Below are 22,473 nucleotides of genomic sequence, written 5' to 3' on the forward strand. Positions count from 1 at the left end.
CTCGCCCCCGGTTCCGGCACCTCGTTTTCCGCGCGGCCGGCGGGTCGAGCGGCCGCGGGGCCCGTCGGCTCGGGCGGACCCCGCGGCAGTCACGGGTGGTGTCAGATCAGGCTGTGCGCCCGGAGGTCGGCCACGTACTTGGTGATCAGGTCCGCTGACAGCCGGGGGATGTCGTGCTCGTCGCCGAGGGCTGCCGCCCGGACCGCCGCACGGAACCGGTCGGCCGGCAGGGCGGATCCGGCGAGCGGCTGCGCCGGCTCGGCGAAGGCGTGCAGCAGCGGGAGCACCGAGTGCTGCCTCCGGCGGTCGGGCAGGGCGCGCAGGGCGGTCTCGAAGCGGTCGGCCCACTCGGCGTGGTCCTGGACACGTGTCAGGGGATGTCCGTCCGCCATCAGCCAGTCGACGACCGTGTCGAGCGAGATGCCGTCCTCGTGCGGGTTGACCACGTTGTACGTCCGGTGGCCCTCGCGTGCGTCGTCGCCGAGCGCGGTGACGGCCCGCGCGGTGAAGTCCACCGGGAGTGCGTCGAAGTGTCCGCGGTCGGCGCCGGTGGCGGTGGCGCTACCGGCGCCGGCGCCCGTTCCGGCGCCCCGGGCGTAGAAGCTGCCGGGTGCGATGCCCGTCGCCAGCAGGCTGAGCACGAGGCGGGTGAAGACGTCCGGGACGTTGAGCTGACCGCGGTAGCGCGGGTGCGCGAGGATCATGTTCGAGCGGAAGACGGCGACCGGCAGGCCGAAGGCCTCGTGCGCCTCCCGCAGCAGCACCTCGCCGGCCCATTTGCTGGCCGCGTAGCCGTCGGCGTAGTCGCCGTCGAGGTCGCGTACCCCGCACGCGGTGCGGATGTCCGCCGACTCCTCGGCGGCCGCCGCGTTCCCGGAGACCACCGCGACCGTCGACAGGTAGGTGAACTGCTTGGTCCGGGAGGTGACCGCGAGCCTGATCAGTTCGGCCGTGCCCAGCACGTTGGGGCCGAACAGCTGGCCGTAGGGCAGGACGTGGTTGACCAGTGCCGCCGGGTGGACGATCAGGTCGACCGTGTCGGCCAGCCACTGCCAGGTCTCCTCGTCGAGTCCGAGACCCGGTTCCCCGATGTCGCCGGCGACCACCCGGAGGTGCCGGGCTGCGGACTTCCGGTACCGCTCCAGGAGTTCCGGGTCACCGCTGTCGAAGGCCGCGTCGAGGCGTGCCCGGGCCTCCTCGGCGGAGGAGCCGCGGACCACGCAGACCAGCGTGCCACCGCGCTCCGCCACGCGCTCGAGCCACTCGAGGCACAGGAAGCGGCCCAGGTAGCCGTTGGCACCGGTCAGCAGGACGGTCCGGGCCTCGGGCAGCGGACCGGTCGGCCGTCGCCGTGCGGCGTGCTCGACGGTCCGCGCGTCGAGGAACGCGTCCAGCCGCAGCTGGGCGGCGTCGAGTCGCGTCGCGTCCGGGCCGTGCACGCTGTCGGCGGTGGGACGGCGGTGTTCCGCCGCGAGCGCCCGCTCGACGTGATCGGCCACCCGCTGCAGCGAGTTGACCGGGCCGATGATCACGTCGACGGGGACGTCGACGCCGAAGACCTCCTTCAGCAGCCCGGAGAACGACAGCGCCGTGAGGCTGTCCCCGCCGAGTTCGAGGAAGCGCGTGCCGGGCTCCACGACGCCCTCCTCCAACCCGAGGACCGCCTGCGCGGCCCTGAGCACCGTCGCGGGTACCGGCCGGCCGGAGGAGAGCCGGCGCAGCGTCCGGACCTCCTCCGCCTCACGGTCGGCCAGCTCGGCGTACAGCGCCTCGAGACGCTCGCCGTAGCGCTTCGTCAGGGCCGGCCGCAACGGCTTGCGCACCCCCGAGAGCAACCCGTTCTCCTGGGTGAACGGCTCGGTCTCGACCAGGACGTCCCGCGGGATCTCGTAGGAGTTCAGCCCCGCCTCGGCGGCGAGCCTCCGCAGGGACTCCCGCAGGACCGGCCGCAGGCGCTGGGCGTCCCCGTCGACCCGGTCGAGGGCCTCCTGCGTCGGCACGACGACCGCGAGCAGATGGGCGCGGGTGCCACTTCCGTACAGGAAGATCTGCCGGACGGACGGACTGGCGTCGAAGAGCGCCTCCAGGCGGGAGACGGCGACGAATTCGCCCTGCGACAGCTTGAGGACGTTGGAGCGGCGCTCGACGTAGCGCAGTTCATCGGGGCCGACCCGGGCCATGATGTCGCCCGTGCGGTAGAAGCCGTCCTCGTCGAAGACCTCCGAGGTGGCGTCCGGTCGCCGGTAGTACCCGGGGACGAGCCGGTCGGACCTGATCAGCAGTTCGCCCCTGGGGTACGGCGCGTCGGTGCCGAAGTAGCCCAGTTCGGGTACGTCGACCAGCTTGTGGTCGGTCACCGGCGGGCGCTGTACCCGGCCGTCGAGGGTGACGACGCCGCCTTCCGTCGACCCGTAGCCGTCGAGCAGCCTGACGCGGAAGCAGTCCTCGATGAAGGCCGTCGTCTCGGCGCTCGGCGGGGCCGAGGCGCTGACGGCCGTGAGGAGGCGGCCGCCCATGACCTCCTCCCGCAGCTCCGCCATCAGCTGCTCGTCGGCCGCACCGTCGGCCGCACCCCCGGCCGTCCCGCCGGTCGTCCCGCCGGTCGTCCCGCTCCGGCGGGACGACTCCGCCCGGTAGTGCTGGAAGAGCATGTCGGAGATGCGCGGAACCAGGACGATCTCGGTGGGACGGACCAGGGAGAGGTCCTCGAGGAGCGTCGACAGGTCACCCGACGCCGTGAAACAGGCCAGGCCCCCCTTGGCCAGCGTCCCGAACAGCACTCCCCTGCCCACCATGTGACTCAACGGCAGGTAGTTGAGCACGATGGCGGGCCGCACCGGCTGGCCGGGCACGAAGTCGACCCAGAACTGCCGGACCAGCCGCTCGGTGTACACGGCCCCCTTGGGAGTGCCGGTACTCCCCGAGGTGTAGATCAGCGCGCTCAGCGCGTCGGGCGCCGACCCGTCGGGGACCCGGGGGAGCGACGGCAGCGTCCTTCCCCGCTCGACGGTCGACGCCAGGGTGTCCAGGGCCACTCCCCGGCCCCGCGCCGCGAGCCGGGCGCGCGCGGACTCCAGCTGCTCCTGGTGGGCGGTGGCCTCGGGGCGGTGGCCGATGACGACGATCCTGCCCAGCGAGGGGGCGCGCGCCGCGAGCTCGAGGGCAACGTCCAGCTGGGCCAGGTCCGCCACGAGCAGGCGCGGTCCGGACTGCTCCACGACGGGGGCCAGCTGTGCCGCCGACGCACCCGACTGCAGGGGGACGGAGACCGCGCCGGAGCGGAGGCAGGCGAGGTCCGCCACGGCGTACTCGGCACTCGTGGGCCCGAGGAGGGCGACGAAGTCGCCGGGGCCCAGCGGGGTTTCGGGATGGTGGCGCCACTCGGAGGCCACCGCGTCCACCCGCTCGCGGAGTTCGCCGTAGGTGAGCGTGTCGAAGCTGGGCAGCAGGCGCAGCGTGGTGCGGCCCGTCTGCGGGTCGGTGACCGGCTCGGTGGCACGCTCGCCGAGGGCGGGGCGGTCGGCGTACGCCTCCAGCACGGTGGCCACCAGCTCGGCGAGCGGCAGGTCGGGTCGCCGGATCGCCTCGGTGACGGCGTCCAGGGGCGCGGTGGCACGGAACTGGGCGTCAGTCGCGTACAGGTGGGCGCTGCGCCGGTCGGCGCGGGCGTCGAGTTCGTCGGCGGGGAGGCGGGATCGGGACACGGATGATCTCCTTTGCGGCCGAGAACGCCTTTTCAGGCGGGCGGTGTCGATGTTCGGGGGTGCGGTGCTTCCGTTCGGTCGGGCGGTGTTGCTGTGGGGGCGGGCGGTGTTGCCGTTCGGGCGGTGTTGCCGTTCGGGCGGGCCGTATTGCCGTTGGGGCGGCCGCCCGCCCCGGCGGCGGGGTGTCGGGACACCGGGGTCGGCTGCGGGCTCAGCGTTCCTCGGCTGCGCGTGCCTCGGCGGTTTCGTGGTCGCGGGTGAGCCGGACGATCGCGCCCGCGGCCTCCCGGGCGCCGCCCGCGTCACGGGCCTCGATCGCGTCGACGAGCCGCCGGTGCAGGCCCGCGTGTTCCTCGGCGTGGGCGGCGTCCCAGGACATGCCGCCCAGGTGTGCGGTGAGCGCCGTGCCGAGGTGGTCGTACACCTCGATCAGCAGCTCGTTCCCGCTCGCCCGGACGACGGACCGGTGGAAGAGCGCGTCGACGCCCGTGGCCGCGACCGCGTCCTCGCCGGCAGCGGCCGCCTCGGCGTCGGCCAGCAGCTCCCGCAGCTGCCGCACCTGCTCCTCGCTGCGGCGCAGGGCCGCGGCGCCCGAGGCGTACTCCTCCAGAACGGTCCGCAGTTCCAGCACGTCGTCCCGCTCCGCGGAGCCCGCTCGCCGCACCATGACCGACTGGAGTTCGCTGGAGGAGCGGACGTAGGTGCCGTCACCGGCCCTGGGCTCCAGCAGGCCGAGGTGCACCAGCGCACCGATCGCCTCCCGCAGCGTGCTGCGTCCGACCCCGAGCTCCTCGACGAGGGCCTGCTCCGGCGGGATCCGCGTCCCGACCGGCCAGCCCCCCGCCTCGATGTGCGAGCGGAGGCTTTCCACGAGCTGGGCGGACAGGCTGGCCGTTCGCCGCGGTGCGCTGATGCGTCTCATGGAAGAGACCCTATACAAACATCAGACATTTGAACATCGGTTCTTTGGTACCCGCACCGCCCCTCGTCCGGGGCCGGCCGCGGACGTGCCCGGCGCCGGCGGTCGGCGGCCACTACCGCTCGGCGGCCGCTACTGCTCGGCGGTCGGCGCGGTGTCGGCGAGCGCCCGCAGCGCATCGGCGGCGCGGGGCAGGCCGTTGACGTCCAGCACCTCGTACAGGTTGACGTTGAATTCCCAGGCGTTGGTGCTGTCGGCTATCGCGCGGATCACGGTGCGCTGGCCGTCGGTGAGCGGCTCGCCCTCGCCGTGGGCCGCGGTCGGGAAGACGATGTCGAGCAGCGCGTTGGCCACCGACGCGGCGTCGACCGGGTCGACCTCGTCCAGGGCGGCGCACAGCCCGGCGAGCAGGCCTTCGGTCTGCTCCGGCGGCAGGAGCGCCAGGGTGGTGACGGTGTCGGTGGTCGGGTCGCCCGTGCCGAGGTAGAGGCCCTCGAAGCCGTCGGTGTCCAGGCCGCCCCGGAGCACCTCGACGAGGAGCCGGGCGCCCGGGCCTGCGGCGGAAGGCCGTCGGCGTACCCAGGTCAGCGCCGCGCAGAAACGCAGCAGCGGGTCGTCGTCGGCGAGGTGCCGTTCCAGGGCCCGCAACGTGTCGTCGTCGGGCTCGTGCAGGCCCAGGCCGAGCAGGATCTCCGCGCGGATCCCGGGCTCGGGTTCGAGGGCGAGGCGGTCGTGCAGTGCCCGGGCCGCCGCCTCGCCCGGCGCCGCGGCGAGCAGGGCGACGGCCGGGCGCCGGATCCCGGTGCTCCGGTGGGCGGCCAGCCCGGTCCAGGTCGGTACGGCCTCGGTGAGGGCGGTGTGGACGTGGTGGTGGGCGGGCTCGGCGCCGCTGCGGGCGTAGTGCTCGCCGGGCTCCGTCGCTCCGGCGGGGAGGTCGGCCCGGATCCGCTTGAGCTCACGGACGGCGTCGGGGTCCCCGTCTCGGGTCGCGATGCCGGCCAGCAACTCCAGCAGGCCGAGCACGGCCCCGGGATCGGGATCGGGACCGGCCTCGACGGGGCGCCCGGCCAGCGCGGTCATGTACCGGAACGCCGGCCCGGCGGCCTCCGCGATGGTGTGCTGGTGGAGCAGCATGTGCGACAGCTGCGCCAGGGCCAGGGAGATCGCGTCCGGGTTGGCGACGGACAGCCCCTTGAGCAGGAACGGCACCTCCTCCGAGTCGCCGAAGAAGGTGCCGAGGCGACCCCACGGCACCGCCTCGGCGCCGTCCAGCTCGCGCGGTACGGGCGCCGCGCGCCAGGCCTGCAGGGCATGGGCGGACCTGCCGATCCGCTCGTCGCGGGCGAGGCCGAGCCCGTCGAAGGACACCTCCCCCAGCGCGGCGCCGTCGGCCCCGAACAGGTTCCAGACCCCGACCGGGCCGCCCCGCGTGCCGGGATCGGCGTGCCCTTCGGCGACGACCGCCCCGCCGGGGCCCAGCGCACGGCAGCGTTCGACCGGCTCCCCCTCGACGGTGGCCCCGGTGGGCCCGACCTCCACCGTCCGGGTGCCGTCCGCGTCGTACCACCGCTCGCCGACGAGCTCGCCGTCCCGCTCGGTGCGCTCGACCCGGAGGGCGCCGTCGCGCTGGAACCGGCGGCGGATCACGGTGCCGTCGGCCGGCCACTCCCACTCCTGCTCCGGCACCCCGCCGCTGTACTTGCGCTCCGACAGCCGCGCGCCGTCCGGTCGGTACCGCTCGACCCGGTAGAGCCTGCCGGAGCTCAGGTACGCCCGGCGCTCCGCCGGCCTGCCGTCGACGAAGTCCGCCTCCGCGTAACCGTGGTAGCAGCTGTCGGGGGCGTGGTAGCTCGGCCCCGTCGTATCGGAGGTCTGGTGCCAGGCCTGCGTCCACCAGCGCCACGTGCCGACCGCCGCCCCGGTCGTCGGCTCCACTCCCCCGGCGACGAACGCGAGCATGCCCGCCACCCACACGGCGTCCTCGGGCACGCCCGGCGAGGGCGCCGCGGGCGGGGTGCGCACCTCGGCCAGCTCGACGGCGTCGGCCGGGTCCACCGCACCGCCGTGTCCCGTCCGGTCGGCCCGTTCCGCCTCGCCGGGGCGTCCCGTCCCGCCTCCGCGTCCCGTCCCGCCGCCGCGTCCCGTCCCGCCGCCGTGTCCCGTCCCGCCGGCCCGCCCTGACCGCAGCAGCCGCAACGCCAGCTCCGGCAACCCCTCGTACGCGGCGTGCCACGCCGCGCCCGGCGAGGCGCCCAGACCTGCCGCCAGGCACAGCTCGACCGACGCGGCGTCACCGTCGCGGGCGGCCTCGATCAGTGGGTTCGCCCTCGCCTCACCCCGGGGGAACCGGGCGACCTCCTGCCCGGCCCGGTGGTAGACCACCCGCTCCGGAGCCCCGTCGGCGGTCCAGTACCGGGCCAGGCCCGCGAGCAGGCCGTCCTCCCGCCGGCCGGGCAGCCACCAGCCGCCGGTCGGCAGGGCCTCGGCGGCCGCCGGCACACCGGCGGGACGCCCCGGCCCGACCCCGGGACGATCCGCCCCCTCCCCGAACTCCGTTCCTCCCGGGGCCGGTTGTCCACCGGCGCCGGCCCCGACATCATCGACGTGCAGCTCACCAGACATGGTCGGAATGCAACCACTCCCCACCGACACACCGCACCCCGGGACGCCCGGGAACCCCGAAACCCCCACCCACCTGCGGGGACCGGTCGATCGCATGGCACCATCGGCGCATGCTCACCCCCACCGAGGCCGCCCTCCACCGGCCTGCCCGGCCCCGCCCCTCCGGGAGCCGCTGATGCTCCGTTGGTTCCGTCGCCGACGTGGCGACGCCGAAGGCGGCGACGGGATCGTCTCGCGCCGGGTCCTGCTCGCATCGGGCCACCAGCCCCTCCCCGTCGAGCTGGCCGGGCTGCAGGAGGAGGCGGAGGCCGGTGACGTCATCGCGATGGCGAACCTCGGCGCCGCCCTGGTCACCGTCGACCGCACCCGCGCGCTCCACTGGCTCACCAGGGCCTGGGACGCCGGGAACGCCGGCGCCGGCTTCAACCTGGGCACCCTGCACGAGATGTCCGGCGACACCAACCGCGCCCAGGTGGTCTGGGAACGCAGCGCCGCCCTCGGCGACCCCGACGCGATGCTCGGCCTGGTCCGCCAGGCCCTCGACCGCGGCGACCGGGCGACCGTCGAACACTGGACCCCGCTGATCCTCGCCCAGGACGAGGCCTACCCCGTCACCGCCCTCGGCGTGGCCCTCCGCGACAGCGGCGACGCGGACGGCGCCGTCCGGGCCTTCCTCCGCGCCGAGGCCCTCGGCGACGCCTACGCCATGGAGTACCGCGCCCGCCTCCTCGACGCCCGCGGCGCCCACGAGGAGGCCACCGCCCTCCGCGCCCGCGCGGCCACGGCCGAACGCATGATGTGACCCGGCCGGCCGGCCCCAGCGGCGGCCGGCCGCTTCCTACGACGCCCCTGTGCGTGCGGCGAGCTCCCGCACGCCAGGTACCGACACGGGCGCGTAGAGCAGATCCGCTGTCAACGCCCGCAGAGCCGGACGGCGCACCTCCTCCGGTGCTACCCGCTCGGTGAACTGCAATGCGGCGAAAGTCCTGCGATGGTCGCCGAGGTGGTGCCACATACGCGCGCAGTCAGTACCGAACCTCGCGCGCCGCTCTACGGTCGGCAACGCGCGCGGCGAGATCTGTGCCGCGTACCGGACGCCCTCATCAGGCGTGCCGAGGGCCGTATGGACGCCGATCCAGTACAGATCGACCTGAGCACTGGTGGCGTCCACCGTGAACAGTGCGGACCTCGGCCTGGACTCGGTGGCCGCAACGCTCCCCACCACGTCTTCCGCGCCCGTCATCAGATCGAGGGCCTCACCTCGGCGCTGGCCGCATGCGGCTGTGTAGGCGGCAGTCATCATCAGCGTTGCCGCCACCGCACGGGCAACCTCGTCCTGTTCCTTCGCCAGCGCGCCGGCGGCGCGGCGCAGGAGGTCGACCGCGGCGCTGGGACGTCCAGAGCGTCTCATCGTGATGGCCAGAACCCTGGCCGCTTCCCCGTGTACCACCGGATTCCCGCTGGCCTGAGCCGCGGCCAGGGCCCTGTCCGCGGCAGGCCACGCGACATCGGAGTGGTGGCCCTTCAGTGCAAGCTCGGTCGCGAGCACCCAGGCACGCGCGACACATGCATGAGCCTCCTCCCGCGCCCGGCCGGACAACATGTCGCGGGTCGCCTGCGCAGTCCCCAGCAGGCCCGGCAGCATCTCGCCGAGGCTTCCATAGCGCGCCGCCGCGAAGGCCGACCAGGCCGAAGTCAGAGACGTCTGCAGGCAAGCCAGGGAGACCGGCGCCGCTGGTTCAGCCCCGTACAGTGCTCCGACGATCCGCGTCGATGCGTCCGTCCGTGGGGAAGCCGCTGCGGTCGACGGAAGTACCGACACCCCTGCTGCCGACACACCCGCAACGAGCAGCTGTCTGCGGAGCATCGCATCCTCCTGACCCGGGGTCACATCCCCGGCCAGCGTATCCGGTCGGCTCGCGTCAACGGTGTCAGGCGACATACCCAACACTCTGGCGATCACCCGGAGCTGCCCGTCCGTGGGCCGAAGTCTCCCCGCCTCGACTCTGCTGATCGCAGATGCAGAGTAACCGCACGCACGGCCCAACTCGGCCTGGGTCATCCGCAGCGCACACCGCGCGGCCCTGATGGCCGTCCCGACTCGACACTGATGTGACACGGTGCTGCCTTTCAACTCCAAGGAGTGACAACCGTATCCGTCGAGAGGCGCTGAAGGGCAGGGCTTGCATGCCGTGTGCGAGGCACGCACACGGCGTGCGGATGCGCCGTCCGGGGCTCCGTTTCCCGATCCTGCCGCGGTCTTCTGGAGGTGCCCCGGCCGGGCGCAACCCCATCCGGCCCTCACCCAGAGGAGAGTTCGTCATGTCAGCGCCCCAACTGCTCGACCGCCCCAAGACTCCGACCCGCCCGCGGACGGTGCCGTGTCGCGGTAACCTGCCGGACGGCGACCGGGGACCGTCGATGACGGCGTGCCCGGTCTGCGGATCGGGATCCACCTACCAGACGATGGGCGGCCGGTGGGGCTGCACCGTGTGCGGCTCCTCCTGGTCCTGAGACACGAGGGGGTTGCATGTCTGCCTGTGCCGAGTGCGGCTGTGCCGAGGCGGCCATCGAGGACGTGGACGTCACGCCGCCGCGGCCCTGGTGCCTCGGGTGCGCGGTGGCCCTGATCCGGGCCGGGGACCCGGTCCTCGTCTACCGCGCCCTGACCGCCGAGGCCGCCGACTACGCCCGCGCCCTCGCCCGGCGCAGCACGGCGGTCCTGCCGTTCGGCTGACCGCTCCCCCAAGAAACGGGCGGGGCGGCGGTCACGGGCCCGGGTGCCAGTGGGCTTCGAGGGTGGTCCTGCCGTCCGGCGTGGTGACGGGGTGCCAGGTGGCCCGGGGCCGTGCGGCGCGGATGGGCGTGCCCGGGGCTCCCAGGGCGTGCAGGACGGGGCTGTCGAGGGGGCTGGTGGCGAGGCGGTGGAGCAGCTGCGCGAGGACGGCGCGCAGGCTGCGGCTGCGGGGGCCGGCGGCGTGGACGGCGGGACGAAACACAGTGGAAACGGACATGCGGCTCACCTCCGGGACGGCCTGCGGACCTGCAGGTCGGTCCAGCCTCCACCACCGCTCGCCCGTCGCCGCCCGGTTTGACGCACTGCTCACGCGGCCCTGACGGGGTTCTGACGCCCCACCACCGCCGAGCGGTTCGGCCGCTCGGCCACCCGGGCGTCCGGGGCGGGCGCCCCGGCCCCTCACGACGGCACGCGCGCACCCGTGAGCTGCGGTTTACGCCGGAGCGCGGGCGACGTGATCTCTCCTTAATACCGCCTCCCTAGGGTGCTGCCCGTGGGAGCCCCCCGGGGGCGTCCCGCACCGCCGGGCGAAAGGGTTCCGCAGGGGGCCGGGTCGACGGCGGGGACCGCAGGACCGCTACCGGAGAGGGGGCCGTGGTGCCGGCACCGAACGCGAGGCCCGTCGCACCCGTCACGCCCGTCGCGCCCGTCAGAACCGTCTGTTCGTACTGCGGGGTCGGCTGCGGCATGCTGCTGGACGTCGCGGTGGAGGCGGGGACGGGCCGCCGCACGGTGGCGAAGGCGTCCGGCGACCGCGAGCACCCGGCCAACGCCGGGCGGCTCTGCACCAAGGGCGCGACCACCGCGGACATGCTCGCCGCCCCCGGGCGCCTCACCACGGCACTGATGCGGGCCGAGCGCGGCGCCGAACCGGTGCCCGCGGACGTGGACGAGGCGATCACGGCCACCGCGCGGCGCCTGCGCGCGGTCCTCGACGAGCACGGCCCGGACGCGCTGTCCTTCTACGTCTCGGGCCAGCTGACGCTGGAGGCCCAGTACCTGGTGAACAAGCTCGCGAAGGGATTCGTCGGCACCAACCAGATCGAGTCCAACTCCCGTCTGTGCATGGCGAGTGCGGGCAGCGGCTACAAGCTGTCGCTGGGCGCGGACGGGCCGCCCGGCTCGTACCGGGACTTCGACCACGCGGACGTCTTCCTCGTCATCGGCTCCAACATGGCCGACTGCCACCCGATCCTGTTCCTGCGGATGATGGACCGGGTGAAGGCGGGCGCCAAGCTCATCGTGGTGGACCCGCGCCGCACCGCGACCGCCGACAAGGCCGACCTCTTCCTGCAGGTGCGGCCCGGCACGGACCTCGCGCTGCTGAACGGGCTGCTGCACCTGCTGGTGGAGAACGGGCACACCGACCCGGCCTTCATCGAGGAGTTCACCGACGGCTGGGACGCCGTGGCCGACTTCCTGCAGGACTACCCGCCGGCGACGGTCTCCGGGATCACCGGCGTCCCGGAGGAGGACCTGAGACGGGCGGCCCGGCTGATCGGCGAGGCCGGTGAGTGGATGAGCTGCTGGACGATGGGGCTCAACCAGTCGACGCACGGCACCTGGAACACCAACGCCCTGGTCAACCTGCACCTGGCGACCGGCGCGATCTGCCGCCCCGGCAGCGGCCCGTTCTCGCTCACCGGGCAGCCCAACGCGATGGGCGGCCGGGAGATGGGCTACATGGGGCCCGGGCTGCCCGGCCAGCGCTCGGTGCTGGTGCCGAAGGAGCGGGCCTTCGTCGAGGAGCTCTGGGGCCTGCCCGCCGGGACGCTGCGCACCGAGGTGGGCCGGGGCACGATCGAGCTGTTCGAGCGGATGGCGGAGGGCACGGTCAAGGCCTGCTGGATCATCTGCACCAATCCGGTCGCCTCCGTCGCCAACCGGAAGACCGTCATCGCCGGTCTGGAGGCCGCCGAACTCGTCGTCACCCAGGACGTGTTCGGCGACACCGAGACCAACGCCTACGCGGACGTGGTGCTGCCCGCCGCGATGTGGGCCGAGTCCGAGGGGGTGCTGGTCAACTCGGAGCGCACCCTGACCCTGGCGCAGCCGGCGGCCGACCCGGTCGGCCAGGCCCTGCCCGACTGGCAGTTGATCGCCCGGGTGGCCTGCGCCATGGGGTTCGAGGAGGGGTTCGGCTACGCGAGCGCCGAGGAGGTCTTCGAGGAGATCAAGCAGGCCTGGAACCCGAAGACCGGCTGGGACCTGCGGGGCGTGACGTACCGTCGGCTGCGCGAGACACCCGTGCAGTGGCCTGCGGCGCACGCCGACGGGCCGGACCGCAACCCGGTGCGCTACCTCAACGACGGGGTCAGCCAGGACCTGCTGGAGCGGCCGGACGGCAGCCGGCCCCGGCTGGCCTTCCCGACCGCCACCGGACGGGCCTCGTTCTTCGCCAGGCCGCACCTTCCGGCCTCCGAACTACCGGACGACGACTACCCGTTCACACTCAACACCGGCCGTCTGCAGCACCAGTGGCACACCCTCACCAAGACCGGCCGGGTCCCCAAGCTCAACCGGCTCGCCCCGGGGCCCTTCGTGGAGGTCCACCCGCAGGACGCCGCGACCCTGGACGTCACCGACGGCGACCACCTGGAGATCACCTCCCGGCGGGGCCGGGCCGTGCTGCCGGTCGTGGTCACCGACCGGGTCCGCCCGGGCGACTGCTTCGCGCCGTTCCACTGGAACGACCTCTTCGGCGAGTACCTCAGCATCAACGCCGTCACCAGCGACGCGGTGGACCCGGTGTCCTTCCAGCCGGAGCTCAAGGTCTGCGCGGTCGCCCTGCGGGCGGTGGCGGCCCCGGAGGTCACCGAGGCCCGTACAGCCGGCGCAGCCGGAGGAACGCCCGAGGCCGGGGAGACCCCCGCCGCGACCCCCGCCACGCCGACCCCCGCCATGGCGGGCGCCCCGTCGGCGCAGGTCGCGGCGCTGGCCGGGCTGCTCGGCGTCGCCGACCACGCCCCGCCCGTGCTGACCGCCGCCGAACGCACCTACCTGTCCGGCTTCCTCACCGGGCTGGGCTCCGCTCCCCCGCAGGCCGCCGCCCCGGTGCCGGTGCTCCCCGCGCAGGCTCCGGTGGACGAGGAGCGGGCCCGGTGGATCAACGGGGTGCTGGCCGGGACGTTCTCCCGCACCGCGGCCGTCGGGCCCGACCACCCCGATCACCCCGCCGGCCCCGCCGGCCCCGTGACGGCGACAGCGGCCGCGTCACCGTCACCGTCAACGGCAACGGCAACGGCAACGGCAACGGCATCGCCCGCGCGCAGGGTGGCCGTGCTGTGGGCGTCGCAGACCGGCACCGCCGAGCAGGTCGCCGCCGAGGCCGCCGACCGGCTGGCGGCGGAGGGCTGGCAGCCGGTGCTGCTCGGCATGGACCAGGTCGGGCCCGACACCCTGGCCGACGGGCCCCCGCTGCTCCTGATCACCAGCACCTTCGGCGACGGCGAGGCCCCGGACAACGGTTCCGCCTTCTGGGAGCGGCTGCTCACCGAGGGCCTGCCGGACGCGGCGCAGGTGCGGTACGCCGTCCTCGCCCTCGGCGACTCCAGCTACGGCGACTTCTGCGGGCACGGTCGCCGGCTCGACCAGCGCCTCGGGGAGCTCGGCGCCACCCGGCTCGCCCCGCGTGCCGACTGCGAGCCGGACTACCGGGACGCGGCGGGCCGGTGGCTGGACCAGGTGGTCGCGGCCCTGGCCGCGCACCGGACGGACGCCTCCGGACCGGCTCCCACCGCGGCACCCGCTCCGGCATCCGGCCTGACCGCCACCGCCCCGACCGCCCCCGCCACCACCGCCGCAGCCGCCTCCGCCCGGGCGGCACGGCGGCCGGGCCACACCAAGCGCTACACCAAGGCCGACCCCTTCGGCGCCCTGCTGGTCGGCAACCGGCTGCTCAGCCTGCCGGGCTCTACCAAGGAGGTCCGGCAGTTCGCCTTCGACACCCGCGGGGGCGAGCACGGCGATCTCGACTACCGGGCCGGGGACGCCCTGGGCGTCTGGCCCGAGAACTGCCCCGAGCTGGTGGCGGAGTGGCTGGCCGTCACCGGCCTGGACCCGACGGAGACGGTCGTCGTCCCGGGCTCCGCGCCCGGCGCCGGGGAGCTGCCGCTGGGCGAGGCGCTGCGGAGCCGCCTGGAGATCGCCCGGGTCACCCCGGACCTGCTGCGTTTCGTGGCCGAGCGCTCCGGCGACCGCGACCTGCGGCGGTTGCTGCGCCGGGACAACACCGGCGAGCTGGCGAAGTGGAGTTGGGGCCGACAGGCGGTGGACGTGGTCGGTGCGCTGCCGGTCCGGGCCCGCGCCGACGAGTGGGTGGGCGTACTGAGGCCGCTGCAGCCCCGGCTGTACTCGATATCCTCCAGCCCGCTCGCGCACCCGGGCGAGGTCCGGCTGACGGTGTCCGTGGTCCGCTACCCGACCGGCTCCGGACGGCTCCGCAAGGGCGTGTGCTCCGGGTACCTGGCGGACGGCGCCGAGGACGGCCCGGTGCCGGTGTTCGTCCAGCCGTCCGCGCACTTCCGGCCCCCGGCCGACCCTTCGACGCCGATGATCATGGTCGGCCCGGGCACCGGCATCGCGCCCTTCCTCGGCTTCCTGGAGGAACGTCAGGCCGCCGGCCACTCCGGCCCGAACTGGCTGTTCTTCGGCGAGCAGCACGAACGGACCGACTTCTACTACCGCGAGGAGCTCGCCGCGTTCCGGGCCTCGGGGCACCTGAACCGGCTCGACCTCGCCTTCTCCCGCGACCAGCGGAACAAGGTCTACGTCCAGGACCGGATGCGCGAGCACGGCCTGAGGATCTGGGAGTGGCTCCAGGACGGCGCCCACCTGTACGTCTGCGGGGACGCCTCCCGGATGGCCCGGGACGTCGACCGGGCCCTGCGCGAGATCGCCCGCACCCACGGCGGCCTCGGCGAGGACGAGGCCGCCGTGCACCTCAAGCAGCTCGCCGCCGACCGCCGCTACGTGCGCGACGTCTACTGAGCGCGCACCGGCCGGCCCGCGTGCTCGGGCCGCTGCCGGCGCGCGCCCAGACGCCGCCGGACGGCGGGCAGCAGCGCCAGGGCGAAGCCGATCAGCGCGGCGAGCAGGTGGCCGACGGTGGTGAAGTCGGGCAGCGGGCCGGTGACGTCCATGCCGCCGAGCGGCCACCCGATGACGAGCACCGCCCAGGGCACCCGGGCCCGGAGCGGCAGGGCCGCGGTGCAGAGCGCCAGGACGGTCTGGGCGCCGTAGCTGACGCCGAAGTCGTCGGCCGTGCGGACGTCCTCCGGGTACCAGCCGTGCCCGAGCGCCACGGTGATCACCACCGCGGTGAGCAGGGTCGCGAGGACGTGCCCGGCGAGGAAGGCACCGAAGGCGCGCAGCGCGCCGAGGCGCTGTTCGAGCCAGGCCAGGCAGCAGCAGACGCCGAGGCCCAGGGTGATGGCGGTGGAGCCGATCGACAGCGAGCCCAGGTCGGTGAGCGTGCCGTCGAAGAACAGCGCGCTGCCGAGCAGCGCCGTCACCGGGTGGTCCGCCAGGTTGTCCAGGTTGGTGCTGAGGTACTGCAGCAGCTCCGCGGCGTCACCGTGGACGACCCAGGCGTGGCTGGCCAGCAGCAGGCAGACGTAGCCGAAGGTGACGGGCGACCGGCGCGGGTACCGGGCGACGCCCAGCAGCACCCGCCGGCTCGGCGACATGGTGACGGCGGCCGTGGCCGCGCCGGCCCGCTGCCGCGGAAACGTGCTCCTCATCCGGGATTCTCCCCAACGTACGGTGATCTGACGGAGGCACGGTACGCCACCGCGGCGGGCCCGCCCTGCAGCCGCCCCCGCCCGGGCCCTCGCGCCCCCGGGAGCCGGGCGGCCGCTACCGCAGCGGTCCGAGCTCGCCCTCCACCACGGTCTCGGTGATCAGGGGGCGGTGCCGGAGGGCGAGCAGCTCGTTCGCCAGGCCCACGACCGCCCGCGGGTCCCGGTCGGTGTGGGCGAGGATCTCGGCGGCCGAGAGCCCGCGCGGGACGGCCCCGGCGTCGAGCAGGGCCCGCCACTCCTCCGGCGGGAGCTCCAGGAACTCCAGACCGGTCAGCCGGGCGATCTCCAGCGGGTCGGCGAGCGCCCCGGGGCCGGCGCACAGGGTGCGGAGCCGGGGCAGCCCGGCCACGGGCGCGAGGCTGACCCGGTCGCCGCGCCAGCCGCCGAGGGTCAGCACCTCCAGGTCGGGGTGGGCCGCGGCCTCGACCTCGCCGGGCCGCTCGCCGTGGAGCCGCACCACCGCCCGCGCGCGGCCCGGCATCCGCCCCGCGTACCCGTCCCGCCCCGCGTACCCGTCCCAGTCCGGGTGCAGCACCTGGTCGGTGAGGGACTCGGCGAGCAGGTCGGCTCCGACGCTCCGCTCGGGGGCGAGCACGATCACCTGCCCGTGGTGGCCGCGCGGCCCCGGCGTCAGGTCCACGGCGACGCGTCCCCCGCCGCCCGTGTCGCCGATGACGATCCATCCGGGCGAGCCGACCAGGCCCTGCACGGCCGCCCCGGGGGCGGTGCCGGCCGCCTCGGTAGCCGCGGTCCCCCAGCGGAACGACCGGGACGACGCGTCGGCGATCGCGAGGCGGTCCAGGTGGAACAGCTCGAAGCCGACGGCGTCGTCGACGCGCTGGCCGGCGTCGAAGTCGCCGTCCCAGTCCTCCCACCGGGCGCGGGTCACCCGGTAGAGCGCGCGGACCTCCGCGGGCAGCGCGACACCCAGGCGGGCCTCCGCCGCGGCGATCTCCTCCTCGGTGGCACCGATGGCGTCGGGTATCCGCTCGCGCAGCGTCCGCTCCAGCAGGGCCGGGTCCGCGGACGGGGCCGGCCCCGCCCCCGGCACGGCCTCGGGCAGGCGGCGCCACGGTTCGGGCACGGCGCCCTCGACCAGCAGCAGCGCGCCCGGGTGGGCGTTGCCGAGGGGGGACTCGACGGCCGCGCCGTGGTCGAACAGGCGGAGCACCGCCCGCCCGCACGGCGGGATCTCCGCGACGAGCGCCAGAGCTTCGATCCCGGCCCCGGCGATCGCACCCCGCACCCGCTCGGCCGCTTCGAGCTGCGCCCGGTTCTCCGGCGGAGTGGCGCCCCCGGGCTGCGGCGTCCGCCACCGCAGGGGAAGGCTGTACCCGTGCCGGTCGAAGCTCCCCGCCACGTAGCCGCCCGGTTCGGCGAGGGCCGCGGCGTGGTCGCCGCGCAGGATCCGCAGCAGCGGCTCCCAGGTGGCGAAGTCGTGGAGTGCGGACACCGCTGGCCTCCGGTCGGTCCGGTGATCGTGACGGTGGCGATCATGCCACCCGCCTCCGGAGCCCTCGACCGGATGCGCCGGATCCGCCGGATCCGCCCGGCCGCCGGGGCCGACCCCCCTCGGGTCACCGCTGGTCAGCCCGGTCAGCCCGGTCAGCCCGGACCGGACCAGGGGCCAGGCCACCGGGCTGCTGTCGGCGCGCCCGACGCCTACCGGCCCGCGCCGATGCGCTGGCGCAGGAAGAGCGCGGCACGGTCCAGTGCCTCGTCCGCCTCGTCGAGGACGCCCGCGAAGGCCTGGAACACGTGCGGTACGTCGGCGGTGACGTCCAGGACGACGTCCACACCGGCGGCCCTGGCCCGCGCGGCCAGGCGGGTGGAGTCATCCAGCAGCAGCTCGTTGGCGCCGACCTGGATCAGCATCGGCGGGAAGCCGGTCAGGTCGGCGAGGACGGCCGGGCTGAGCAGCGGCTGGTGCGGGTCGGCTCCGGCGAGGTACAGGGCCCCGGTGTGCGCGAGGGCGGCGCGGGTGAAGATCGGGTCGACGCCCTCCTTGGTGTCCATGCTCTCGCCGCTCCGGGTCGCGTCGACGCCCGGGGAGAGGGCCAGCAGGGCGGCCGGCAGCGGAAGGCCCGCGTCCCGGGCGGCCAGGCAGGTGGTGACGGCGAGTCCGCCGCCGGCGGAGTCCCCGGCGAAGACGATCGTCGAGGGGTCCTCGCCGCGGTCGAGGAGGGCGCGGTAGGCGCTCAGGGTGTCCTCGATCGCGGCCGGGAAGGGGTGTTCGGGGGCGAGCCGGTAGTCGACCGAGTAGGCGCCGAGTCCGGTCCTGGCGACGAGGTTCCCGGTCAGGCCGAGGGCGGTCTCGGGTGAGCCGAAGACCCAGCCTCCGCCGTGGAAGTACAGGATGGTCCCGCCGCCGGCCCCCGCTCCTACGACCCCTGCGACCCCTGCGACCCCTGCGTCCCCGGCCGGTTCGACCCGCAGGGCGGGCCGGTCGCCGAGGGTGGTCGGCGTGGTGCGGATGCGGTCGTGGGGCACGATCATCCCGGCCATCAGGGACCGGAACCCGGCCCGGATCTGCTCGACCGACTGCGGGCCCTCCGGGCCCGGCTGCCGCAGGATCGCGTCGACCCGTGCGCGCTGTTCGCTGCTCATGTGCACTCTCCCCAGGGCAAGTAGCTTCCCGTACACTATATGCCGTGGAATACACATTGGATGGCGAGAACGCCGCGAGCGACCTGCCGGGCGTCTTCTCCGACCTCGTCCGGTGCGAGACCCGGCTGTACAACGCCCTCAACGACCGGCTCCGCGAGCAGCACGGGATCGTCACCTCGCAGTACGAGTTCCTGAGCTACCTGCGCGACCACCCCGGGTGCCGGGTGGCGGACCTCGCCGCCGAGTTCGCGATCGGCGTGGGGGCGACCAGCAAGGGCGTCGACCGCCTGGAGAAGCTGGGGTGGGCCGCCCGGCAGCCGAACCCCGCCGATCGCCGGTCCTCGCTGCTGGCCCTCACCGCCGACGGCACCCGGGTCGTCGACGCGGCACAGCGCACCTTCACCGGCACCCTGGCCGAGCTGCTCGGCGGCACCCTCGACGGCCCCTCCCTGAGGGCGGTCGCGGCGGCCCTCACGACCCTGCGGTCCGCCCTCGAACGCGACCAGGTCGGCACCCCGAGCGGCTGACGCACCGTTGGCGTCACAGGTGGGAGCTGATCTCGCCGCCCGTGCTGAGCACGATGGCGACGCCGTTGGCCATGGCCCCGGCATCGTGCTGGTCGGCGTCCATCGTGCCGACCACCTCGTTGTCGAGGCCGGTGACCACCGCCCGGTAGTGGAGCTCGCCGACCTCGGTGGCCACGTCCGCGGCGCGGCGCCGCCCCACGTGCCGCCGGACCTGCCGGGACAATGGGCCGATGACCAGTCAGCTCCCCCGGGGCATCCAGCACCTCATCCCCACCGCTCCCACCACCACCGCCGGTGAACGGGCCGCCTCCCAGCTGCTCCACCTGCGCACCGCCACCGTGCCGGTGCCGGTGCTGGCCGCCGCCGTCGAGCTCCTCGCCGAGCTCCTGGCGAGCGGGGACCCGGCCACCCGGGCGGCGGCCGCGGACGTCCGCGCCCGGCTGCTGGCGTCGATCGGGGACGCCGCCCCGCCCGCCACCGGGCCCCGCCCGCGCGGGGCCTGAGACCTGGGCCGGGAGCCGCGGACGGCGACGGGCCCCGCCGCTCCACCTCGGAGCGTGCGGGGCCGTCGTGTTGTCGTGCTGTCGTGCTGTCATGCCGTCGCACCGTCGCACCGGCATGCCGTCGCGCCGTCAGGCGGGGTGGCGGGCGGCGCGGAGGGCGAGGCGGGCGTAGGCGCGGACGTCGGCGTCGGAGTCGGCGAGCCGGGCGCGGAGCGCGTGGGAGGCGACGGGGTCGGCGGCGTGGGGGGCCAGGGCGCGGACGGCGGACTTGCGGACGTCGTTGTTGGCGTCGTCGAGGAGGCGGGTGAGCGGTCCGAGGGCCGCGGCGGTGCCCAGCGCGGTGGCGGCCGACCGCCGGACCTGCCACGCCCCGTCGGTGGCGCCGGCCAGGGCGCGGGTGAGCAGCGCGGGCGGGCACCCGATGCCGGCGGCGCCCTGGAGGGCCGCGGCGCGGACCAGCGGGTCGGCGTCGGCGGCGAGGGTGGTCAGCGCCGTGACGGCGGCGGCGGTCGACTGCCCGACGGTGCCGAGTCCTTCGGCAGCCGCGACCCGGACCTCGCGCGCCGCGTCGCCGGCGGCGGTGGCCAGCCGGTCCGCGGCGTCGAGGGCGACCAGCCCGCGGACGGCCTGCAGGCGGACCGGGACGGCCGGGTCGCCGAGCCCGGCGGTGTACAGCGCGGCGGTGCCGGTGCGCAGTGCGCGGGAGAGGTCCAGCGCGGCGGCCCGGACGACCGGGTCGCTGGCGCCGGCGGCCCGCTGCAGGGCGGGGCCGAGCGAGGCGTCCAGGACCTCGACCAGTTCGCGCAGCCCGGCGGCGGCCGCGGCCCGGACCAGCTCGTCGGGGTCGGTGAGGGCCCGGGCGAGGGCGGGGCCGGTGCCGTCGGGGGCGGCCTCGGTGAGCACGGCGACGGCGGTGCGCCGCACATCGGCGGCCGGATCCGCCAGGTAGGGCGTCAACTCTGCCAGGCTGGGCGTCCGTTCGGCGGTCCGCAGCAGGTCGAGCAGTCGGGGGGAGCCGGCGGGTGCGGTGCCGGCGGCCGGTGCGCTGCGGGGCGCGCCGGGGGCGGCGCCGGTGCGGCCGACCGGCAGCGGGTGCACCTCGCCGAGGACGGTGGGCGCGCCGCCCGGGGGCTCCAGTCCGTCGACGGGCACCAGGTAGGGGGCGACGGGCCGGGTGAGGAACTCCATGGCGCCGGCGGCGTTCTTCCGCAGGTTGAGGTGGCGGAACCAGCGTGCGTCGTCGCGCTCGGGGCGGTCGACCCGCTGGTGGTAGAGGCCCCAGCGGCTCTCGGCGCGGGCGAGCGAGGAGCGGGCGGCCATCTCGGCGCAGTCCCGGATGAAGTCGACCTCGACGGCGCGCATCAGCTCGTGCGGGGTGCGGGCGCCGATGGCGGCGACCTCGGCGCGCATCCGTTCGGTGTGCTCGATGGCGATGGACAGCCTGGCGTCGGTCTTGGGTGGGGCGATGTAGTCGTTGACGAAGCGGCGCAGCTTGTACTCGACCTGCGGCTGGGTCGGGCCGTCGGGGTGGCGCAGCGGGCGGTAGACGAGCTCGTGGGCGGCGGCGATCTGGTCGGCGGGCAGTTCGGCCCGCTGCGCGGGCAGGTGGGCGGCGGCGTGGGTGCCGGCGAGGTCGCCGAAGACGAACGCGCCGATCATGTAGTTGTGCGGGACGCAGGCGAGGTCCCCGGCGGCGTAGAGGCCCGGGACGGTGGTGGCGGCGTTGTCGTCGACCCAGACGCCGCTGGCGGAGTGGCCGCCGCACAGGCCGATCTCGGAGATGTGCATCTCGATGTCGTGGGTGCGGTAGTCGTGGCCGCGCCCGGCGTGGAAGGTTCCGCGGGTGGGGCGTTCGGTGGTGTGGAGGATGCCCTCCAGCGCCTGGACGGTCTCCTCGGGCAGGTGGGTGGTGCGCAGGTAGACCGGGCCGCGGTCGGAGGCGAGTTCGGCGGCGAACTCGGTCATCATCTGCCCGGACCAGTAGTCGGAGTCGACGAACCGCTCGCCGTGCCGGTTGACCTGGTAGCCGCCGAAGGGGTTGGCGACGTAGGCGCAGGCCGGGCCGTTGTAGTCCTTGATGAGCGGGTTGATCTGGAAGCACTCGATGCCGCTGAGTTCGGCTCCGGCGTGGTAGGCCATCGCGTAGCCGTCACCGGCGTTGGTCGGGTTCTCGTAGGTGCCGTAGAGGTAGCCGCTGGCGGGCAGGCCGAGGCGGCCGCAGGGCCCGGTGGCGAGGATCACGGCGCCGGCCGACACGGTGACGAACTCGCCGCTGCGGGTGTCGAACCCGGCGGCGCCGACGGCCCGGCCGTCGCGGGTGAGGACGCGGACCGGCATCACCCGGTTCTCGATCCGGATCCGTTCGCGCATGTCCCGGCGGCGCAGCACCCGGTAGAGCACCTTCTTGACGTCCTTGCCCTCGGGCATCGGCAGGACGTAGCTGCCGGACCGGTGCACCTGGCGGACCTGGTACTCGCCGTGCTCGTCCTTCTCGAACTTGACGCCGTAGCCCTCGAGGCGCTGGACCATGGCGAAGCCGCGGGTCGCCGTGCGGCGGACGGTGCGCTGGTCGACGATGCCGTCGTTGGCGCGGGTGATCTCGGCGACGTAGTCGTCGGGTTCGGCGCGGCCGGGGACGACCGCGTTGTTGACGCCGTCCATGCCCATGGCGAGCGCGCCGGAGTGCCGGACGTGGGCCTTCTCCAGGAGGAGGACGTCGGCTCCCGCCTCGGCGGCGCTGATCGCGGCCATCGAACCGGCGGTGCCGCCGCCGACGACGAGGACGTCGCAGTGCAGCCTGCGGGCGCCGGCCGGGTCGGGGATGTGCATGGGGGTGCCTTTCAGGAGAGTCGGGCGAGGATCCGTTCGCGCAGCCGGAGCAGCGCCGGGTCGGTCCCGTCGGTGGCCGGGGAGGCGGCGCGGGGTGCGGCCGTGCCGGGCGAGGCGGTCGCGCCGGTGCCGGGCACGGGGACGCCGGGCACGGGGACACCGGG

At 75.0% G+C, this 22,473-nt stretch carries 15 protein-coding genes; 5 read left to right on the forward strand and 10 right to left on the reverse strand.

The genetic code is table 11. From position 1 onward, the window contains the following. Positions 1-101 precede the first annotated feature (101 nt). The 3 genes from car to AB0N04_RS08890 form a co-directional block, all read right to left on the reverse strand. Entirely contained in the window at positions 102-3,704 is a 3,603-nt protein-coding gene (gene car, locus AB0N04_RS08880) for a carboxylic acid reductase (RefSeq protein ID WP_360216446.1), read from the reverse strand. 211 nt (positions 3,705-3,915) lie between these two features. Continuing rightward, on the reverse strand, positions 3,916-4,626 hold the full coding sequence (locus tag AB0N04_RS08885; protein WP_360216449.1) for an FCD domain-containing protein: 711 nt from the start codon (positions 4,624-4,626) through the stop codon (positions 3,916-3,918). Between the two features lie 129 nt (positions 4,627-4,755). After that, positions 4,756-7,122 carry a hypothetical protein gene (locus AB0N04_RS08890; protein ID WP_360216452.1) on the reverse strand — a complete coding sequence of 789 codons (2,367 nt, stop codon included), beginning with the start codon at positions 7,120-7,122 and terminating at the stop codon, positions 4,756-4,758. A 298-nt stretch (positions 7,123-7,420) separates the two neighbouring features. Between AB0N04_RS08890 and AB0N04_RS08895 the strand changes: the two genes are divergently transcribed. Then, positions 7,421-8,047: a hypothetical protein gene (locus tag AB0N04_RS08895; protein WP_360216455.1), complete on the forward strand. Its 627-nt coding sequence runs from the start codon at positions 7,421-7,423 to the stop codon at positions 8,045-8,047. A 36-nt stretch (positions 8,048-8,083) separates the two neighbouring features. Here AB0N04_RS08895 and AB0N04_RS08900 read toward each other — a convergent pair whose 3' ends face one another. Further along, positions 8,084-9,364 carry a helix-turn-helix transcriptional regulator gene (locus AB0N04_RS08900; RefSeq protein WP_360216535.1) on the reverse strand — a complete coding sequence of 427 codons (1,281 nt, stop codon included), beginning with the start codon at positions 9,362-9,364 and terminating at the stop codon, positions 8,084-8,086. Positions 9,365-9,775: 411 nt separating this feature from the next. Here AB0N04_RS08900 and AB0N04_RS08905 point away from each other — a divergent pair, with 411 nt between their 5' ends. Further along, positions 9,776-9,982 carry a hypothetical protein gene (locus AB0N04_RS08905; protein ID WP_360216458.1) on the forward strand — a complete coding sequence of 69 codons (207 nt, stop codon included), beginning with the start codon at positions 9,776-9,778 and terminating at the stop codon, positions 9,980-9,982. Between the two features lie 31 nt (positions 9,983-10,013). On the opposite strand, the gene AB0N04_RS08910 is transcribed toward AB0N04_RS08905, so the two are convergent. After that, positions 10,014-10,259, reverse strand: coding sequence for a hypothetical protein (locus tag AB0N04_RS08910; protein WP_360216460.1), 246 nt, complete (start codon positions 10,257-10,259; stop codon positions 10,014-10,016). A 380-nt stretch (positions 10,260-10,639) separates the two neighbouring features. Here AB0N04_RS08910 and AB0N04_RS08915 point away from each other — a divergent pair, with 380 nt between their 5' ends. Further along, positions 10,640-15,031: a bifunctional nitrate reductase/sulfite reductase flavoprotein subunit alpha gene (locus AB0N04_RS08915; RefSeq protein ID WP_360216463.1), complete on the forward strand. Its 4,392-nt coding sequence runs from the start codon at positions 10,640-10,642 to the stop codon at positions 15,029-15,031. Here AB0N04_RS08915 and AB0N04_RS08920 read toward each other — a convergent pair. From AB0N04_RS08920 to AB0N04_RS08930, 3 genes are all read right to left on the reverse strand, one after another. Further along, positions 15,025-15,783 carry a rhomboid-like protein gene (locus AB0N04_RS08920; RefSeq protein ID WP_360216466.1) on the reverse strand — a complete coding sequence of 253 codons (759 nt, stop codon included), beginning with the start codon at positions 15,781-15,783 and terminating at the stop codon, positions 15,025-15,027. The two genes, AB0N04_RS08915 and AB0N04_RS08920, sit on opposite strands and share 7 nt — an antisense overlap. A 115-nt stretch (positions 15,784-15,898) precedes the next feature. Continuing rightward, entirely contained in the window at positions 15,899-17,296 is a 1,398-nt protein-coding gene (locus AB0N04_RS08925; protein ID WP_360216469.1) for an SMI1/KNR4 family protein, read from the reverse strand. A 209-nt stretch (positions 17,297-17,505) separates the two neighbouring features. Continuing rightward, positions 17,506-18,450, reverse strand: a complete 945-nt coding sequence (locus AB0N04_RS08930) for an alpha/beta hydrolase (protein ID WP_360216472.1) — start codon at positions 18,448-18,450, stop codon at positions 17,506-17,508. 44 nt (positions 18,451-18,494) lie between these two features. Here AB0N04_RS08930 and AB0N04_RS08935 point away from each other — a divergent pair, with 44 nt between their 5' ends. Beyond that, entirely contained in the window at positions 18,495-18,977 is a 483-nt protein-coding gene (locus tag AB0N04_RS08935; RefSeq protein ID WP_360216475.1) for a MarR family transcriptional regulator, read from the forward strand. A gap of 13 nt (positions 18,978-18,990) precedes the next feature. Here AB0N04_RS08935 and AB0N04_RS08940 read toward each other — a convergent pair whose 3' ends face one another. Continuing rightward, positions 18,991-19,200, reverse strand: coding sequence for a hypothetical protein (locus AB0N04_RS08940; protein ID WP_360216478.1), 210 nt, complete (start codon positions 19,198-19,200; stop codon positions 18,991-18,993). A 7-nt stretch (positions 19,201-19,207) separates the two neighbouring features. Between AB0N04_RS08940 and AB0N04_RS08945 the strand changes: the two genes are divergently transcribed. Further along, on the forward strand, positions 19,208-19,480 hold the full coding sequence (locus AB0N04_RS08945; protein ID WP_360216481.1) for a hypothetical protein: 273 nt from the start codon (positions 19,208-19,210) through the stop codon (positions 19,478-19,480). A 129-nt stretch (positions 19,481-19,609) separates the two neighbouring features. On the opposite strand, the gene AB0N04_RS08950 is transcribed toward AB0N04_RS08945, so the two are convergent. Then, on the reverse strand, positions 19,610-22,309 hold the full coding sequence (locus tag AB0N04_RS08950) for a fumarate reductase/succinate dehydrogenase flavoprotein subunit (protein WP_360216484.1): 2,700 nt from the start codon (positions 22,307-22,309) through the stop codon (positions 19,610-19,612). Positions 22,310-22,473 lie beyond the last annotated feature (164 nt).

It is taken from the genome of Kitasatospora sp. NPDC051702 (assembly GCF_040681575.1).
GTDB lineage: Bacteria > Actinomycetota > Actinomycetes > Streptomycetales > Streptomycetaceae > Kitasatospora.

Excerpts from the sequence above, each read along its gene's own strand:
- AB0N04_RS08905 (WP_360216458.1), top strand. The coding sequence starts at position 9,776 with ATGTCTGCCTGTGCCGAGTGCGGCTGTGCCGAGGCGGCCATCGAGGAC.
- AB0N04_RS08945 (WP_360216481.1), top strand. The coding sequence starts at position 19,208 with ATGACCAGTCAGCTCCCCCGGGGCATCCAGCACCTCATCCCCACCGCT.
- AB0N04_RS08885 (WP_360216449.1), bottom strand. The coding sequence starts at position 4,626 with ATGAGACGCATCAGCGCACCGCGGCGAACGGCCAGCCTGTCCGCCCAG.
- AB0N04_RS08910 (WP_360216460.1), bottom strand. The coding sequence starts at position 10,259 with ATGTCCGTTTCCACTGTGTTTCGTCCCGCCGTCCACGCCGCCGGCCCC.
- AB0N04_RS08895 (WP_360216455.1), top strand. The coding sequence starts at position 7,421 with ATGCTCCGTTGGTTCCGTCGCCGACGTGGCGACGCCGAAGGCGGCGAC.
- AB0N04_RS08950 (WP_360216484.1), bottom strand. The coding sequence starts at position 22,309 with ATGCACATCCCCGACCCGGCCGGCGCCCGCAGGCTGCACTGCGACGTC.
- AB0N04_RS08930 (WP_360216472.1), bottom strand. The coding sequence starts at position 18,450 with ATGAGCAGCGAACAGCGCGCACGGGTCGACGCGATCCTGCGGCAGCCG.
- AB0N04_RS08920 (WP_360216466.1), bottom strand. The coding sequence starts at position 15,783 with ATGAGGAGCACGTTTCCGCGGCAGCGGGCCGGCGCGGCCACGGCCGCC.